Source organism: Mycobacterium sp. 48b (assembly GCF_048282725.1).
Taxonomy (GTDB): Bacteria; Actinomycetota; Actinomycetes; order Mycobacteriales; family Mycobacteriaceae; genus Mycobacterium.
Genome location: NZ_JBLVUL010000001.1, coordinates 2,863,141 through 2,879,485 on the forward strand (window position 1 = coordinate 2,863,141; position 16,345 = coordinate 2,879,485).

General features: G+C 67.3%; 9 protein-coding genes and 1 tRNA gene. 7 read left to right on the top strand and 3 right to left on the bottom strand.

The genetic code is table 11. The features are described from left to right. Positions 1-604 precede the first annotated feature (604 nt). From ACNQR1_RS14030 to ACNQR1_RS14045, 4 genes are all read left to right on the top strand, one after another. Positions 605-9,862: a fatty acid synthase subunit beta domain-containing protein gene (locus ACNQR1_RS14030; RefSeq protein ID WP_418046837.1), complete on the top strand. Its 9,258-nt coding sequence runs from the start codon at positions 605-607 to the stop codon at positions 9,860-9,862. Between the two features lie 35 nt (positions 9,863-9,897). Next, positions 9,898-10,290: a holo-ACP synthase gene (locus ACNQR1_RS14035; protein WP_090432005.1), complete on the top strand. Its 393-nt coding sequence runs from the start codon at positions 9,898-9,900 to the stop codon at positions 10,288-10,290. A 108-nt stretch (positions 10,291-10,398) separates the two neighbouring features. Next, entirely contained in the window at positions 10,399-11,727 is a 1,329-nt protein-coding gene (locus tag ACNQR1_RS14040; RefSeq protein ID WP_418046838.1) for a dipeptidase, read from the top strand. A gap of 6 nt (positions 11,728-11,733) precedes the next feature. Beyond that, entirely contained in the window at positions 11,734-12,723 is a 990-nt protein-coding gene (locus ACNQR1_RS14045; protein WP_418046839.1) for a calcium/sodium antiporter, read from the top strand. A 9-nt stretch (positions 12,724-12,732) separates the two neighbouring features. Here the strand turns inward: ACNQR1_RS14045 and bcp are convergent, their stop codons facing one another. Continuing rightward, positions 12,733-13,206, bottom strand: a complete 474-nt coding sequence (bcp, locus tag ACNQR1_RS14050; RefSeq protein WP_418050364.1) for a thioredoxin-dependent thiol peroxidase — start codon at positions 13,204-13,206, stop codon at positions 12,733-12,735. Positions 13,207-13,311: 105 nt separating this feature from the next. Between bcp and ACNQR1_RS14055 the strand changes: the two genes are divergently transcribed. Beyond that, on the top strand, positions 13,312-13,539 hold the full coding sequence (locus ACNQR1_RS14055; protein WP_044524135.1) for a DUF3618 domain-containing protein: 228 nt from the start codon (positions 13,312-13,314) through the stop codon (positions 13,537-13,539). Between the two features lie 97 nt (positions 13,540-13,636). Here the strand turns inward: ACNQR1_RS14055 and ACNQR1_RS14060 are convergent, their stop codons facing one another. Then, entirely contained in the window at positions 13,637-13,795 is a 159-nt protein-coding gene (locus tag ACNQR1_RS14060) for a hypothetical protein (protein ID WP_418046840.1), read from the bottom strand. Between the two features lie 808 nt (positions 13,796-14,603). On the opposite strand from ACNQR1_RS14060, the gene ACNQR1_RS14065 reads away from it, so the two are divergent. After that, on the top strand, positions 14,604-14,786 hold the full coding sequence (locus tag ACNQR1_RS14065; RefSeq protein ID WP_418046841.1) for a hypothetical protein: 183 nt from the start codon (positions 14,604-14,606) through the stop codon (positions 14,784-14,786). Between the two features lie 65 nt (positions 14,787-14,851). On the opposite strand, the gene ACNQR1_RS14070 is transcribed toward ACNQR1_RS14065, so the two are convergent. Beyond that, positions 14,852-14,927: transfer RNA gene (locus ACNQR1_RS14070), tRNA-Lys, on the bottom strand. Between the two features lie 145 nt (positions 14,928-15,072). Here ACNQR1_RS14070 and ACNQR1_RS14075 point away from each other — a divergent pair. Then, the gene (locus tag ACNQR1_RS14075) at positions 15,073-16,293 is read left to right on the top strand and encodes a L,D-transpeptidase (protein ID WP_418046842.1); all 1,221 of its coding nucleotides are present in this window, start codon (positions 15,073-15,075) and stop codon (positions 16,291-16,293) included. Positions 16,294-16,345: the final 52 nt, after the last annotated feature.

Sequence of the window (16,345 nt, forward strand, 5' to 3'; positions counted from 1 at the left end):
AGGTCGAGATTGACAAGCGCAACGTGGTGGCATGGGGTCGACATCGATGACGTCCTCAAGCCGCGATTCGGTCGGTGGGACCGAATAGTTACCGGCGAGTAAGATATTCCAGCAAACTTTCTGCACGGACGTGTGGCATTCGCTAGACAGATTCGGCCCGATTGTCTGCTGGTTCGCGGCCTCTTCGCAGCCTCGGATGCGGCGGAAAATTTAGATAACGATTCGATAACAATACTGCCTTGATCTGCGCAGTTGTGGCTACTCGACCGTAACCACCTGCCAACAGGACGTTTGTCCCGAATGACTTTGGCCGCCAGTCGGTGCCGCGTTACGTTACCGGCGGTTACCCATGCGTAGAACTCGCCAGTAACCAATCTGGGCGGAAAAAGCCCACCCGCTCTTATGACACTCTTAGTACGGCGGGAATGTGAGTGACACCGTCCGGAGGGTTCCGGTGGCCTGCATTCCAGCCTGATTCGACGCTGAATCGCCGTTGGCCTGTCGCCCGGGCAGCCATACCGCCCCAGACATGCAGACAGACACCTAACACCGCACGCGACAGCCACACGCGACAACACCAGAGCAGCACGAGGAGATAGCGCCAGTGACGATCTACGAACACGACCGGGTGTCCGCCGGTCGCAACGACGACTCAGGATCCGACGGTCGGCAGGCTGACTCCACCCATGCGCTCGTCGACCGGTTGAGCGCCGGAGAGCCCTATGCCGTGGCCTTCGGTGGCCAGGGCAGCGCCTGGCTGGAGACTCTTGAGGAGTTGGTGTCCTCGGCCGGTATCGAGGCCGAACTGGCGACCCTGGCCGGCGAGGCCGAACTGCTGCTCGAGCCGGTTGCCTCCGAGCTCGTCGTTGTTCGGCCCATCGGGTTCGAGCCGCTGCAGTGGGTCCGCGCGCTGGCCGCCGAGGAGCCGGTGCCGTCCGACAAGCAGCTGACGTCGGCCGCCGTGTCAGTGCCCGGTGTCCTTCTCACCCAGATCGCCGCGGTGCGCGCACTGGCCCGCCAGGGCATGGACCTGACTGCCACCCCGCCGGTGGCCGTCGCCGGGCATTCCCAGGGCGTGCTGGCCGTCGAGGCCCTGGCAGCCAAGGGGACCAAGGATGTGCAGCTGCTGGCGCTGGCGCAGCTGATCGGCGCGGCAGGCACTCTGGTGGCCCGTCGCCGCGGGATCACCGTTCTGGGCGACCGTCCGCCGATGGTGTCGGTCACCAATGCCGAGCCCGAGCGCATCTACGAACTGCTCGAAGAGTTCAGCCAAGACGTGCGCACCGTGCTGCCCCCGGTGTTGTCCATCCGCAACGGCCGTCGCTCCGTTGTGATCACCGGCACACCTGAGCAGCTGTCGCGGTTCGAGCTGTACTGCAACCAGATCGCTGAGAAGGAAGAGGCCGAGCGGAAGAGCAAAGTCCGCGGCGGCGCGGTCTTCGCCCCGGTCTTCGACCCGGTGCAGGTCGAGGTCGGTTTCCACACTCCGCGCCTGGCCGACGGCGTCGAGATCGTCGCGCGTTGGGCCGAGGCTGTCGGAATCGATGTCGAGCTGGCTCGCGAGATGACCGAGGCCATCCTGGTCAGCCAGGTGGACTGGGTCGACGAGATCACCGAGATCAGCGACGCCGGAGCTCGGTGGATTCTCGACCTCGGCCCCGGCGACATCCTGACCCGCCTGACCGCCCCGGTGGTCCGTGGCCTCGGTATCGGGATCGTCCCCGCCGCGACCCGCGGAGGCCAGCGCAATCTGTTCACCATCGGTGCGGTGCCCGAGGTGGCCCGCCCGTGGTCGAGCTACGCCCCGACGGTGGTGAGCCTGCCCGACGGATCGGTCAAACTCTCCACCAAGTTCACCCGGCTCACCGGACGCTCGCCGATCCTGCTGGCCGGTATGACCCCCACCACAGTGGACGCCAAGATCGTCGCGGCCGCAGCAAACGCCGGTCACTGGGCCGAACTCGCCGGCGGCGGGCAGGTCACCGAGCCGATCTTCAACGATCGCATCGCCGAGCTGAGTGATCTGCTGGAGCCCGGCCGGGCCATCCAGTTCAACACCCTGTTCCTCGATCCGTACCTGTGGAAGCTGCAGGTCGGTGGCAAGCGGCTGGTGCAGCGTGCGCGTCAGTCGGGTGCGCCGATCGACGGTGTCGTGGTCAGCGCCGGCATCCCGGACCTGGAAGAGGCCGTCGAGCTGATCGACGAACTCAACGACCTCGGCATCAGCCATGTGGTGTTCAAGCCGGGCACCGTCGAGCAGATCCGCTCGGTAATCCGGATCGCGGCCGAAGCGCCCACCAAGCCGGTGATCGTGCACATCGAGGGCGGCCGCGCCGGTGGCCACCACTCGTGGGAGGACCTCGACGACCTGCTGCTGGCCACCTACTCCGAGCTGCGCAGCCGGTCCAACATCACCATCTGCGTCGGCGGTGGAATCGGCACCCCCGAGCGGTCCGCCGAGTACCTGTCCGGCCGCTGGTCGGCCACGCACGGCTACCCGTTGATGCCGATCGACGGCATCCTGGTCGGCACCGCCGCCATGGCCACCCTCGAGGCCACCACCAGCCCGCAGGTCAAGCAGCTGCTGGTGGACACCAAGGGCACCGACGCATGGGTCGGTGCGGGCAAGGCCGCCAACGGTATGGCCTCCGGCCGCAGCCAGCTCGGCGCCGACATCCACGAGATCGACAACACCGCGTCGCGCTGCGGCCGGCTGCTCGACGAGGTGGCCGGCGACGCCGACGCGGTGGCCGCGCGCCGCGACGAGATCATCGCCGCAATGGCCAACACCGCCAAGCCGTACTTCGGTGACGTCGCCGACATGACCTACCTGCAGTGGCTGCGCCGCTACATCGAGCTGGCGATCGGCGAGGGCAACAGCACCGCCGACACCAAGCGCGACCACTCGCCGTGGCTGGACATCACCTGGCGCGACCGTTTCGAGCAGATGCTCAAGCGCGCCGAAGCCCGTTTGCACGCACAGGATTTCGGTCCGATCGAGACGCTGTTCGACGCCTCCGGTGACGGCGAGGCCCTGCTGGAGGATCCGAAGGCCGCGCTGGCCGCGCTGGTCTCGGCGTACCCGGACGCCGCTTCGGTGCAGCTGCACCCGGCCGACGTACCCTTCTTCGTCGAGCTGTGCAAGACCCTGGGCAAGCCGGTCAACTTCGTCCCGGTGATCGACAAGGACGTGCGCCGCTGGTGGCGCAGCGACTCGCTGTGGCAGGCCCACGATGCGCGCTACGACGCCGATCAGGTGTGCGTCATCCCCGGCACCGAGGCCGTCGCGGGCATCACCCGGGTCGACGAGCCCGTCGGTGAACTGCTGGATCGCTTCGAACAGGCCGCCGTCGACGAGATGCTGGCCGCAGGCGCCCAGCCGCAGGCCGTGCTGTCGCGCCGTCAGGGCCGCGGCGATGTGACCGGTCCGCTGGCCGTATTGCTCGACGCCCCCGACGTGCTGTGGGCCGGCCGCACCTCGGTCAACCCGGTGCACCGGATCGCCGCGCCTTCCGAGTGGCAGGTTCGCGAGGGATCTCAAAACCGTTCCGCCACACACCCTTCCACGGGTGCGCGGCTTGAGGTTGCCGACGATCAGCATGTGGTTCTGTCGGTGCCGCTGTCGGGAACCTGGATCGACATCCGGTTCACCCTGACCGAGGCCATCCGCAGCGGCGGTGCGCCGGTCGTCGAGGTCGCCGATGCCGCGACCGCGATGCGCTCGGTGCTCGCCATCGCCGCGGGCGTCGACGGACCCGACGCCCTTCCTCCTGTCGTCGACGGGACCGCGAAGGTCACCGTCGCGTGGAACCCCGAGCAGGTCGCCGACCACACCGGCGTCACGGCCACGTTCGGCGCCCCGCTGGCGCCGACGCTCACCGTCGTCCCCGACGCCCTGGTCGGCCGCTGCTGGCCCGCGGTGTTCGCCGCGATCGGGTCGGCCGCCACCGACTCCGGCTTCCCGGTCGTCGAGGGTCTGCTGAGCCTGGTGCACCTGGACCACGCCGCTCATCTGCTGGCCGAGCTGCCGACCGAGCCTGCCGAGTTGACCGTCACCGCAACGGCTTCCGCCGCTCATGACACTGAAGTGGGCCGGGTGGTTCCGGTTTCGGTTGTCGTCGCGGCTGCCGACGGCACCGAGCTGGCCAAGCTCGAAGAGCGGTTCGCGATCCGCGGCCGCACCGGTGCGGCCGAGCTGACCGACCCGGCCCGGGCCGGTGGCGCGATCTCGGACAACGCGACCGACACCCCGCGTCGTCGCCGCCGCGACGTCACGATCGGTGCGCCCGTGGACATGCGGCCGTTCGCCGTGGTCTCCGGTGACCACAACCCGATCCACACCGACCGGGCGGCCGCACTGCTGGCCGGCCTGGAATCGCCGATCGTGCACGGCATGTGGCTGTCGGCTGCCGCACAGCACGTCGTCACCGCCACCGACGGCAAGCCGATCCCGCCGGCCAAGCTGGTCGGCTGGACCGCCCGCTTCCTGGGCATGGTCAAGCCGGGCGACGAGGTCGACTTCCGGGTCGACCGGGTCGGAATCGACGTCGGCGCAGAGGTTGTCGAGGTCCAGGCCCGCATCGGCTCCGAGCTGGTGATGGCCGCGACCGCACGCCTGGCCGCACCCAAGACCGTCTACGCGTTCCCCGGCCAGGGCATCCAGTCCAAGGGCATGGGCATGGAGGTCCGGGCCCGGTCCAAGGCCGCCCGCAAGGTGTGGGACAAGGCCGACAAGTTCACCCGCGACACCCTGGGCTTCTCGGTGCTGCACGTGGTCCGCGACAACCCGACGTCGCTGATCGCCTCCGGTGTGCACTACGAGCACCCCGAGGGCGTGCTGTACCTGACGCAGTTCACCCAGGTCGCCATGGCGACGACGGCTGCGGCCCAGGTTGCCGAGATGCGTGAGCAGGGCGCGTTCGTCGAAGGCGCGATCGCCTGCGGTCACTCCGTCGGTGAGTACACCGCGCTGGCCTGTGTGTCCGGCGTCATCGAGCTCGAAGGTCTGCTGGAGGCGGTGTTCCACCGCGGCTCCAAGATGCACGACATCGTGCCGCGCGACGAGCGGGGCCGGTCGAACTACCGCCTGGCCGCGATCCGGCCGTCGCAGATCGATCTCGCCGACGAGGACGTCGAGGCGTTCGTCGCCGAGATCGCCGAGCGCACAGGCGAATTCCTGCAGATCGTGAACTTCAACCTGCGCGGTTCGCAGTACGCGATCGCCGGGACCGTGCGCGGTCTGGAGGCCCTGGAGGAAGAGGTCGAGCGTCGCCGCGAGATCAGCGGCGGCAAGCGGTCGTTCATCCTGGTGCCGGGCATCGACGTGCCGTTCCACTCCAGTGTGCTGCGGGTGGGCGTGGACGACTTCCGGCGCAGCCTGGAGCGCGTCCTGCCGCGTGATCGCGATCCGGAGCTGGTGGTCGGCCGCTACATCCCGAACCTGGTGCCCCGGCCGTTCACGCTGGACCGCGATTTCATCCAGGAGATCCGCGATCTGGTGCCGGCCGAGCCGCTCGACGAGATCCTCGCCGACTACGACACCTGGCGTAACGAGCGGCCGATCGAGTTGTGCCGCAAGGTCGTCATCGAGCTGCTGGCCTGGCAGTTCGCCAGCCCGGTGCGCTGGATCGAGACCCAGGACCTGCTGTTCATCGAAGAGGCCGCCGGAGGCCTCGGCGTCGAGCGGTTCGTCGAGATCGGCGTGAAGAACGCGCCGACGGTCGCCGGACTGGCCACCAACACGCTGAAGCTGGCGGAGTACGCCCACAGCACCGTCGAGGTGCTCAACGCCGAGCGCGATGCCGCGGTGCTGTTCGCCAGCGACACCGATCCGGAGCCGGAGCCCGAGGCCGAAGAGCCGTCCCCGGCAGCGGAATCCGAAGCCGCTCCTGCCGCCGAGGCAGCCCCGGCACCGGCGGCCGCACCGGCCGCTCCGTCGGGCGGTCCCCGCCCGGACGACATCGGATTCGACGCTGCCGATGCCACGGTCGGCCTGATCGCGTTGAGCGCCAAGATGCGCATCGACCAGATCGAGGCGCTGGACTCCATCGAGTCCATCACCGACGGTGCGTCCTCGCGCCGCAACCAGCTGCTGGTCGACCTGGGTTCCGAGCTGAACCTTGGTGCGATCGACGGTGCCGCCGAGGCGGATCTGGGCGCGCTGAAGGGTCAGGTCAGCAAGCTGGCCCGGACCTACAAGCCGTTCGGCCCGGTGCTCTCGGATGCCATCAACGATCAGCTGCGCACGGTGTTCGGGCCGTCGGGCAAGCGCCCGGGCTACATCGCCGAGCGGGTCACCAAGACCTGGGAGCTGGGTCCGGGCTGGGCCAAGCACGTCACCGTCGAGGTGGCCTTGGGCACCCGTGAGGGCAGCAGCGTTCGCGGCGGCGATCTGGGTGGTCTGCACCCAGGCGCGCTGGCGAGTGCCGCCGACGTCGACAAGGTCATCGATGCCGCGGTCGTCGCGGTGGGTGCCCGCCAGGGTGTGCCGGTGAGCCTGCCCTCGGCCGGCGGTGCCGGTGGCGGTGGCGTGGTGGATTCGGCCGCGCTCAACGAGTTCGCCGAGAAGGTCACCGGTCCCGACGGCGTGCTGGCCTCGGCCGCGCGCACGATTCTGGGTCAGCTCGGTCTGGATGCCCCCGTGGGTGCCCCCGAGGCGGCGACCGACGCCGAGCTGATCGACCTGGTCACCACCGAACTCGGTTCGGACTGGCCGCGACTGGTTGCTCCGGCGTTCGACGCCAAGAAGGCCGTCGTGTTCGACGACCGCTGGGCCAGCGCCCGCGAGGACCTCGTCAAGCTGTGGCTGGCCGACGAGGGCGAGATCGACGCCGAATGGCCGCACTTGTCGGAGCGGTTCGAAGGCGCCGGACACGTCGTTGCCACGCAGGCGAATTGGTGGCAGGGCAAGGCCTTGGCCGCAGGCCGCACCATCCACGCCTCGCTGTTCGGTCGTATCGCGGCCGGAGCGGAGAACCCGGGCAAGGGCCGCTACAGCAACGAGGTCGCCGTGGTGACCGGTGCGTCGAAGGGCTCGATCGCCTCGTCGGTCGTCGGGCAGCTGCTCGACGGCGGCGCCACCGTCGTCGCCACCACCTCGCGCCTGGACGACGACCGGTTGGCGTTCTACAAGGAGCTCTACCGCGAGAACGCCCGCTTCGGCGCCACCCTGTGGGTGGTCCCGGCCAACATGGCGTCCTACTCCGACATCGACAAGCTGGTCGAGTGGGTCGGTAGCGAGCAGATCGAAAGCCTTGGGCCGCAATCGATCCACCTCAAGGACGCACAGACCCCGACGCTGCTGTTCCCGTTCGCCGCACCGCGCGTGGCCGGGGACCTGTCGGAGGCGGGTTCACGCTCCGAGATGGAGATGAAGGTGCTGCTGTGGGCCGTGCAGCGGCTCATCGGCGGGCTGTCGACGATCGGTGCCGAGCGCGACATCGCCTCGCGGCTGCACGTGGTGCTGCCGGGCTCGCCCAACCGCGGCATGTTCGGTGGCGACGGTGCCTACGGCGAATCCAAGTCCGCACTCGACGCTCTGGTGAACCGCTGGAGTGCGGAAGCCTCGTGGGCCGAGCGGGTCAGCCTGGCGCATGCGCTGATCGGCTGGACCAAGGGCACCGGGCTGATGGGGCACAACGATGCCATCGTCAGCGCGGTCGAGGAGGCCGGCGTCACCACCTACAGCAGCGCGGAGATGGCAGCCATGCTGCTCAACCTGTGCACGGTGGACGCCAAGGTGTCGGCGGCGAACGCCCCGATCAAGGCGGACCTGACCGGCGGACTGGGTGACATCAAGATCGACATGGCCGAGCTGGCTGCCAAGGCCCGCGAGGACATGGCCAGTGCCGCAGGCGATGCCGATGACGACGAGGACGAAGGTGCCATCTCGGCGCTGCCGTCCCCGCCGCGTGGACACAACCCGGCCCCCGCGCCGGATTGGGCCGATCTGGACGTCGACCCGGCGGACCTGGTGGTCATCGTCGGTGGCGCCGAACTCGGGCCGTACGGCTCGTCGCGGACCCGCTTCGAGATGGAGGTCTCCGGCGAGTTGTCGGCGGCCGGTGTGCTGGAGCTGGCCTGGACGACCGGCCTGGTCAAGTGGGAAGACGATCCCAAGGCCGGCTGGTACGACACCGAGACCGGTGAGCTGGTGCCCGAATCGGAGATCGTGGACCGCTACCACGACGCCGTGGTGGAACGTTGCGGCATCCGCGAATTCGTCGACGACGGTGCGATCGACCCCGATCACGCCTCGCCGCTGCTGGTCAGCGTGTTCCTGGACAAGGACTTCAGCTTCGTCGTCTCCAGCGAGGCCGACGCCCGGGCGTTCGTGTCCTTCGACCCCGAGCACACCGTGGCCCGGCCGGTGCCGGACTCCAGCGACTGGCAGGTGATCCGCAAGGCGGGCACCGAGATTCGGGTTCCGCGCAAGACCAAGCTGTCGCGCACGGTCGGCGCCCAGATCCCGACCGGGTTCGACCCGACGGTGTGGGGCATCACCCCGGACATGGCCAACTCGATCGACCGGGTTGCGCTGTGGAACATCGTCGCGACGGTGGACGCGTTCCTGTCCTCGGGCTTCACCCCGACCGAGCTGATGCGTTGGGTGCACCCGAGTCTGGTGGCCTCCACGCAGGGCACCGGCATGGGCGGCATGACCTCGATGCAGACCATGTACCACGGCAACCTGCTGGGCCGGGCCAAGCCGAACGACATCCTGCAGGAGGTGCTGCCGAACGTTGTTGCGGCACACGTCATGCAGAGCTACGTCGGCGGCTACGGCGCGATGGTCCACCCGGTCGGCGCCTGCGCCACCGCGGCCGTCTCGGTCGAGGAGGGTGTGGACAAGATCCGCCTCGGCAAGGCCGACCTGGTGATCGCCGGCGGCTTCGACGACCTGACCCTGGAAGCGATCATCGGCTTCGGTGACATGGCGGCCACCGCCGACACCGAGATGATGCGCGCCAAGGGCATCAGCGACTCGAAGTTCTCCCGCGCCAACGACCGTCGTCGTCTCGGCTTCCTGGAAGCCCAGGGCGGTGGCACGATCCTGCTGGCCCGTGGTGATCTCGCTGCCAGGATGGGCCTGCCGGTGCTGGCTGTCGTCGGCTACGCGCAGAGCTTCGCCGACGGTGTCCACACCTCGATCCCGGCTCCGGGCCTCGGTGCCCTGGGCGCCGGCCGTGGCGGCAAGGACTCGCAGCTGGCTCGCTCGCTGGCCAAGCTGGGTGTCGGTGCCGACGACATCGCGGTGATCTCCAAGCACGACACCTCGACGCTGGCCAACGATCCCAACGAGACCGAGCTGCACGAGCGGCTGGCCGACTCGATGGGCCGCTCGTCGGGCGCTCCGCTGTTCATCGTCAGCCAGAAGACGCTGACCGGGCACGCCAAGGGCGGCGCGGCGGTGTTCCAGATGATGGGTCTGTGCCAGATCCTGCGCGACGGCGTCATCCCGCCGAACCGCAGCCTGGACTGCGTCGACGACGAGCTGGCCACCTCCGGCCACTTCGTCTGGGTGCGCGAGACCCTCGACCTGCGCGGCAAGTTCCCGCTCAAGGCCGGTCTGGTCACCAGCCTCGGGTTCGGTCACGTGTCGGGCCTGGTTGCCCTGGTGCACCCGGAGGCGTTCATCGCGGCGCTGGATCCGGCCGAGCGCGACGACTACCGCAAGCGTGCCGAGCAGCGCACGCTGGCCGGTCAGCGCCGCCTGGCCGGGGCGATCGCCGGTGGCCGTCCGATGTACGAGAAGCCGGCCGACCGCCGCTTCGACCACGATGTGCCGGAGAAGCGTCAGGAAGCGGCGATGTTGCTGAACGTGGACGCCCGACTTGGTGATGACGATCTCTATGTGCGGTGAGTGCGCGCACGGAGAGGTGAGCTAGGTTCGCTTCCATGGCGATTGTGGGAGTAGGCATCGATCTGGTTTCCATACCTGATTTCGCCGAGCAGGTAGACCGGCCGGGAACCGTATTCGCCGAGACGTTCACCCCAGGTGAGCGCCGGGACGCCGCGGACAAGAGTTCGTCGGCGGCCCGGCACCTGGCGGCTCGGTGGGCGGCCAAGGAAGCCGTGATCAAGGCCTGGTCGAGCTCGCGTTTCTCCAAGCGGCCGGCCCTGCCGGAGGGGATCCACCGAGACATCGAGGTGGTCACCGACATGTGGGGCCGGCCCAAGGTGCGGCTGTCCGGCGAGATCGCCAAGCACCTTGAGACCGTGACCATTCACGTCTCGCTCACGCACGAGGCCGACACCGCCGCCGCGGTGGCCATCATCGAGGAGCCCTAACCCCTTCCGTTGCCCCGCGAGCGTGCGTGTCTGCTGCCCGACACGCCGCGTTTGGGCAACAGTTTGCGCACGCTCGGCGGGCTCGACAGAGCGGCTAGGGTCGTCACCATGAGTGACGTTGTGGCGCGGGTGCAGCAGGTGTTGCCGTCGGTGCGGTCCGATCTTGAGGATCTGGTCCGCATCCAGTCGGTCTGGGCCGACCCGGCCCGGCGCGCCGAAGTGCATCGCAGCGCAGAGGCGGTCGCAAAGCTGTTGGCGGACGCAGGCTTTCCCGAGGTCCGTATCGTCAGCGCAGGCGGTGCGCCCGCGGTCATCGCGCACTATCCGCCTCCGGGCGGAACACCCACGGTGCTGCTGTACGCCCACCACGACGTGCAACCCGAAGGGGATCCGGCCCAGTGGGATTCCGCTCCGTTCGAGCCCACCGAACGCGACGGCCGGCTCTACGGCCGAGGCACCGCCGACGACAAGGCCGGTATCGCAACACATCTGGCTGCGATACGGGCCTTCGACGGGAAACCCCCGGTAGGCGTCACGGTGTTCGTCGAAGGCGAGGAGGAGTCCGGCTCGCCGTCACTGGGTGCACTGCTGGCAGCGCACAAGGAGGCCCTGGCGGCTGACGTCATCGTCATCGCGGACTCCGACAACTGGAGCACCGAGATGCCCGCGTTGACTGTGACCCTGCGCGGACTGGCCGACTGTGTGGTCGAGGTGGCCACTCTGGACCACGGGCTGCATTCGGGGCTGTGGGGCGGGGTGGTGCCGGACGCGTTGAGCGTGTTGGTGCGGCTGTTGGCCAGCCTGCACGACGACGACGGCAATGTCGCGGTCGCCGGTTTGCACGAGGCGACGGCGGCCGACGTGGACCGCGGCGGTGACTGGGTTCGGCAGGAGTCCGGACTGTTGGACGGCGTATCCGAAATCGGTTCCGGCTCAGTGGTGCAACGCATGTGGGCCAAGCCCGCCATCACCGTCATCGGTATCGACACCACACCCATCGACAAGGCGTCGAACACCCTGATCCCACGTGCCCGCGCGAAGATCAGCATGCGGGTCGCGCCCGGCGGCGACGCCCACGCGCATCTGGAGGCGCTGACCCGCCACCTCCGGGCCCGCGTTCCGTGGGGCGCCCAGGTCACGGTCACCCCGGGTGACGTCGGTCAGCCCTACGCGATCGACGCGTCGGGACCGGTGTACGACGCGGCCCGTTCGGCGTTCCGCACCGCCTGGGGAACCGATCCGGTGGACATGGGCATGGGCGGATCGATCCCGTTCATCGCCGAATTCGCCGAAGCATTCCCGGCCGCGACGATCCTGGTGACCGGAGTCGAGGATCCCGGCACCCAGGCACACAGCGTGAACGAAAGCCTGCACTTGGGAGTGCTGCAGAAAGCGGCCACGGCCGAGGCGCTCCTGCTCGAAGCGCTGGCCCGCTAGCCCGAGATGGCCAGCAGCGTCGGCTGGTTCGTCGTCGGCCTGATCGCACTGGCGGTCGGTGCCGAGGTGATGGTCCGCGGCGGCGCACAGTTGGCATCGAGGCTGGGCATCAGCCCCATGTTGGTCGGGCTGACCGTGGTGTCGATCGGAACCAGTCTTCCGGAGCTCGCGGTCGGCGTCACCGCAGCGCTGGAAGGCAGCGGGGAGCTGGCAGTGGGCAACATCGCCGGCACGAATGTGGTCAACATCCTGTTCATCCTCGGCCTCAGTGCGCTGATTCGTCCCCTGGCGATCGAACGACGGACATTGCGCTTCGACCTGCCGGTGATGGCCGGGGCGGCGGTACTGCTGTGGGTGCTGGCCGTCAACGGGATGCTGTCCCGGCTGGACGGCCTGATCCTGGTATGCGGCGCCGTCGTCTACACGGTGGTGCTGATTCGCATGTCGCGGCGGGAGAGCCGGGCCACGGCGGCCGAGTACGCCAAGGCCTTTCCGGCTGCGCAGGAACCAGTTCAAGAAGCGAAACGCCTGGGCGGCGGAACATTTCAGCACGCTGCCATGACCGTGACCGGCATAGCGGTGGTGATTCTCGGCGCCGAGTGGCTGGTCGGCGGGGCCGTGGGGATGGCCCGTGGATTCGGGGTGTCGGACGCACTCATCGGGCTGACCGTCGTGGCGATCGGAACCTCGGCCCCGGAGTTGGTGACCACGATCGTCTCGACGGTGCGCGGCGAGCGCGACATCGCGGTCGGCAATCTGCTCGGCAGCAGCGTCTACAACATCCTGCTGATCCTGGGGATCACGTGCCTGGTGCCCTCGCATGGGCTGGCGCTGACACCCAACCTCGTGTGGATCGACATCCCGCTCATGGCGGCCGCGAGCCTGGCCTGTATCCCGATCTTCGTCTCAGGCAGGCAGGTGCACCGGGCCGAGGGGGCCGCGATGGTCACGGCCTACCTCGGTTACCTGGTTTTCCTGCTGACGACCCAGTCCTGACGTGACGACTCAGACGGACAGGTCGCGGCGAAGCTTGGCGACGTGGCCGGTGGCGCGCACGTTGTACTGCGCGACGGCGATCTTGCCCTTCTCGTCGACGAGGAACGTCGAGCGGATGACGCCCTGGACCGTCTTGCCGTACATGGTCTTCTCGCCGAAGGCGCCCCACGCGGTCAGCACCTCACGTCCGGGATCGGACAGCAACGGGAAGGTCAGCTCTTCCTTGTCGCGGAACTTGGCGAGCTTCTCCGGCTTGTCGGGCGAGATACCGATGACATCGAGTCCGGCGCCGTTGAGTTCGGTGAGGCTGTCGCGGAAGTCGCATGCCTGCTTGGTGCATCCGGGCGTCGAGGCGGCGGGGTAGAAGTACACGATGACCTTGCGGCCCTTGTAGTCGGAGAGCTTGACGACGTTGCCGTCGGCGTCGGGCAGGCTGAAAGCCGGGGCGGTGTCTCCCACCTCGAGGCGCGGGGTTGGCGGCATGCGCGGGTATCCCTTCTTGTCGACCGGTTCCGTCGTCACGGCTCCGGCTGATCTAGGGTAGTGCGGCAGGGCAGCACGACGTGGAGCGGCTTGGAGGAGCAAACAGTGGCGAACCGGGACCCGGAGAGCATCAAGCGGGACATCGATCAGGCTCGCGATCAGCTGGCGGTGACGGTCGACTCCCTGGCCGAGCGGGCCAACCCGCAGCGTCTGGCCGACGATTTCAAGTCGGCGGTGATCGGCTTCATCAAGAAACCCGCGGTGACGGCCTCGTTGGCCGGTGCGGGTGTGCTGGTTGTGTTCGTCGTCGTCCGACGGATCAAGCGGCGCTGAGTCCGACCCGCAGGGCGCCTTGGGTGCCCTGCGGTGACGCGCCGCTCGGCGGCTTTACCCAATTACGCCGCTCAGCGGCCTGTACCGAATACACCGCTCAGCGGCGGCGAAACAGCAGCCAGTCCGTCAGCGAGAAACTCGGCGGATTGGCGACGCGGCCGAGACGGCTGCAGCTATACACCATGACGGGCTGATTCGCAGCAACAAACGCTGAGGTCGAGATAGCCGTGGGGTCGACGCCACCTGCGGTAGCCATCAGCTAACACCTCTCATCTGGGCGGACTTGCCACGCGGTACCGAATAGCAATTAATCAGCTAACTCGAGATTAACACGCTTTCTAGGCCCTGACCAGCGGAAGCGCTGATGTTGAATACTAGACAGTAACTTGCGTCAACGTCAACATATGAGCTCTATCACGATTCGCGGTGTAGCACCACGGTTATCAGCACATTATCCGGGCGTGGCGGGAGATCGCTTTTCGGTGGACTCCTGGGTGCTCGCGGCAAATTCGACCGATGGCTTGGGCGGCCCGTGTTCGGTTGGCGGCGCAGTATCGGCCTAAACGTGCCAGATCTGCTGAAATGTTTGCTGGGATATCCGCATCATGCGATGCGTCTGTGGCCTCTCTGTGCCGGTTTACCCCGATTTAGTGGGAAAAATGATTGGCAAACGTGGGTTCTTCTGGTAACTCAGGGCACCCCGCGCAACTCGGCGAAGTGGCGGCGCCGTAACTGAAATCCGCTGCATTGCAGGGTTGGAACGGCTCTTTCTCGCCGAACCGGTTGCTAGTGCATAGGTGTCCAGCTAAGGTCGACGTCGGGTCAGAATAGGGGAGTCGGACCTGGGTGTTGATCTCGACCGCAACACGGAACGAACGTGTGACAAGGGGGTATTGCGTTGCAGCTAACTTATTTTCCGTTTGCCAGGATTGCTGCGTGTGCCTTCGCCGGTATAGCCGATCCCGACGGACTCATCGTCGGGATTCGCTGACAACACCCGATGGCTCATGTCGAACCTCTGTGTAGGGATGTGGGCCGTGGTCACACCGACTGGAGGTAGCCATATGGCGCATGTGAGCGATGAAACCCTCAGCGATCTACGCAGGGAACTCGACCGCTTCAAAACCGTGCAGTACCGCGACAACGGCTATGCCGCTGCGCATCTGGCAGGTGCAGTGGAGATGCTGTTGGAGGAAGCCGAACCCAGCATCGGCGACCGGCTCGCCGACAGATATCGAGCCAGATAGATGTTCGGCCGCAGTAGTTCTCGAACGCTGAAACGCAAAAACCCTGCCGAGGCAGGGTTTTTGGTTGGTGCGCCGTCAGGGTTTCGAACCCCGGACCCGCTGATTAAGAGTCAGCTGCTCTACCAACTGAGCTAACGGCGCGCGTGAGAGACAATAACAGGAGTTTCACTCAACAGTGAAATCCGCTGGTGGCGGGCTTGGAGCCAGGTTCGAGTCGGCTCTGTCCGGCCGGAACCCTTAGACTATTGCCAAGATTTGCATCGACCGTGCGAGGGGTAGGACCAACATGGGGCAGGCCCAGACGCTGACCCGTCCGTATCGGGGTGTGCTCCGGCGAGCTGTGGTTGCCATGGTGCCGGCGATGATGTTGGGCCTGACGGCGTGTGGTGGCGAAGATCCGCAAGGGCCGCCGCCGGTGATCACCGACAAGGGCACTCCTTACGGCGACTTGCTGGTTCCCAGGGTCAACGCTTCGGTGACCGATGGTGCAGTCGGCGTAACCGTCGACGCCCCGGTCACGGTGAGCGCGGAGAACGGTGTGCTCGGCGGGGTCACCATGACCAACGAGGACGGCACCAGCATCGCGGGCAAGTTCAGCGCAGACGGGCTGACGTGGTCGACGACCGACCCGCTCGACTACAACGAGCAGTACACCCTCAATGCGCAGTCGCTGGGGCTCGGCGGAGTCGCCAACCGCCGGCTGCGGTTCGAGACACACTCCCCGGCCAACCTGACGATGCCCTACGTCCTGCCCAACGACGGGGAGGTGGTCGGGGTGGGTCAGCCCATCGCCGTCCGCTTCGACGAGAACATCACCGACCGGGTGGCCGCCCAGCGTGCCATCACGGTCAAGACCAATCCGCCGGTCGAGGGCGCCTTCTACTGGCTCAACAACCGCGAAGTGCGTTGGCGCCCAGCCAAGTACTGGAAGCCCGGCACCTCGGTGGACGTGACCGTCAACACCTACGGCGTCGCGTTGGGCGACGGATTGTTCGGCCAGGGCGACGTGTCCACCCATTTCACGGTGGGCGACGAGGTGATCGCGTCCGCCGACGACAACACCAAGACATTGACCATCCGGCGCAATGGCGAGGTCGTCAAGGCCATGCCGATCTCGATGGGCAAGAACAGTTCTCCCACCAACAACGGCGTCTACATCATCGGTGAACGCTTCGACCACCTCGTGATGGATTCGTCGACCTACGGGGTACCGGTCAACTCGCCCAACGGTTATCGCACCGAGGTCGACTTCGCGACGCAGATGTCCTACAGCGGCATCTATGTGCACGGAGCGCCCTGGTCGGTCGGCAGCCAGGGCTACAGCAACGTCAGCCACGGCTGCCTCAACGTCAGTACCGCCAACGCCCGTTGGTTCTACGAGAACACCAAGCGCGGTGACATCGTCGAGGTGGTCAACACCGTGGGCTCGGTGTTGCCGGGCACCGAGGGCCTCGGGGACTGGAACATTCCCTGGGAACAGTGGCGCACCGGCAACGCCAGTACCTGATTCGGCTCCGCCCGATTACCTGGGCGGTAATCGACAACGCGTCTCAGATCGG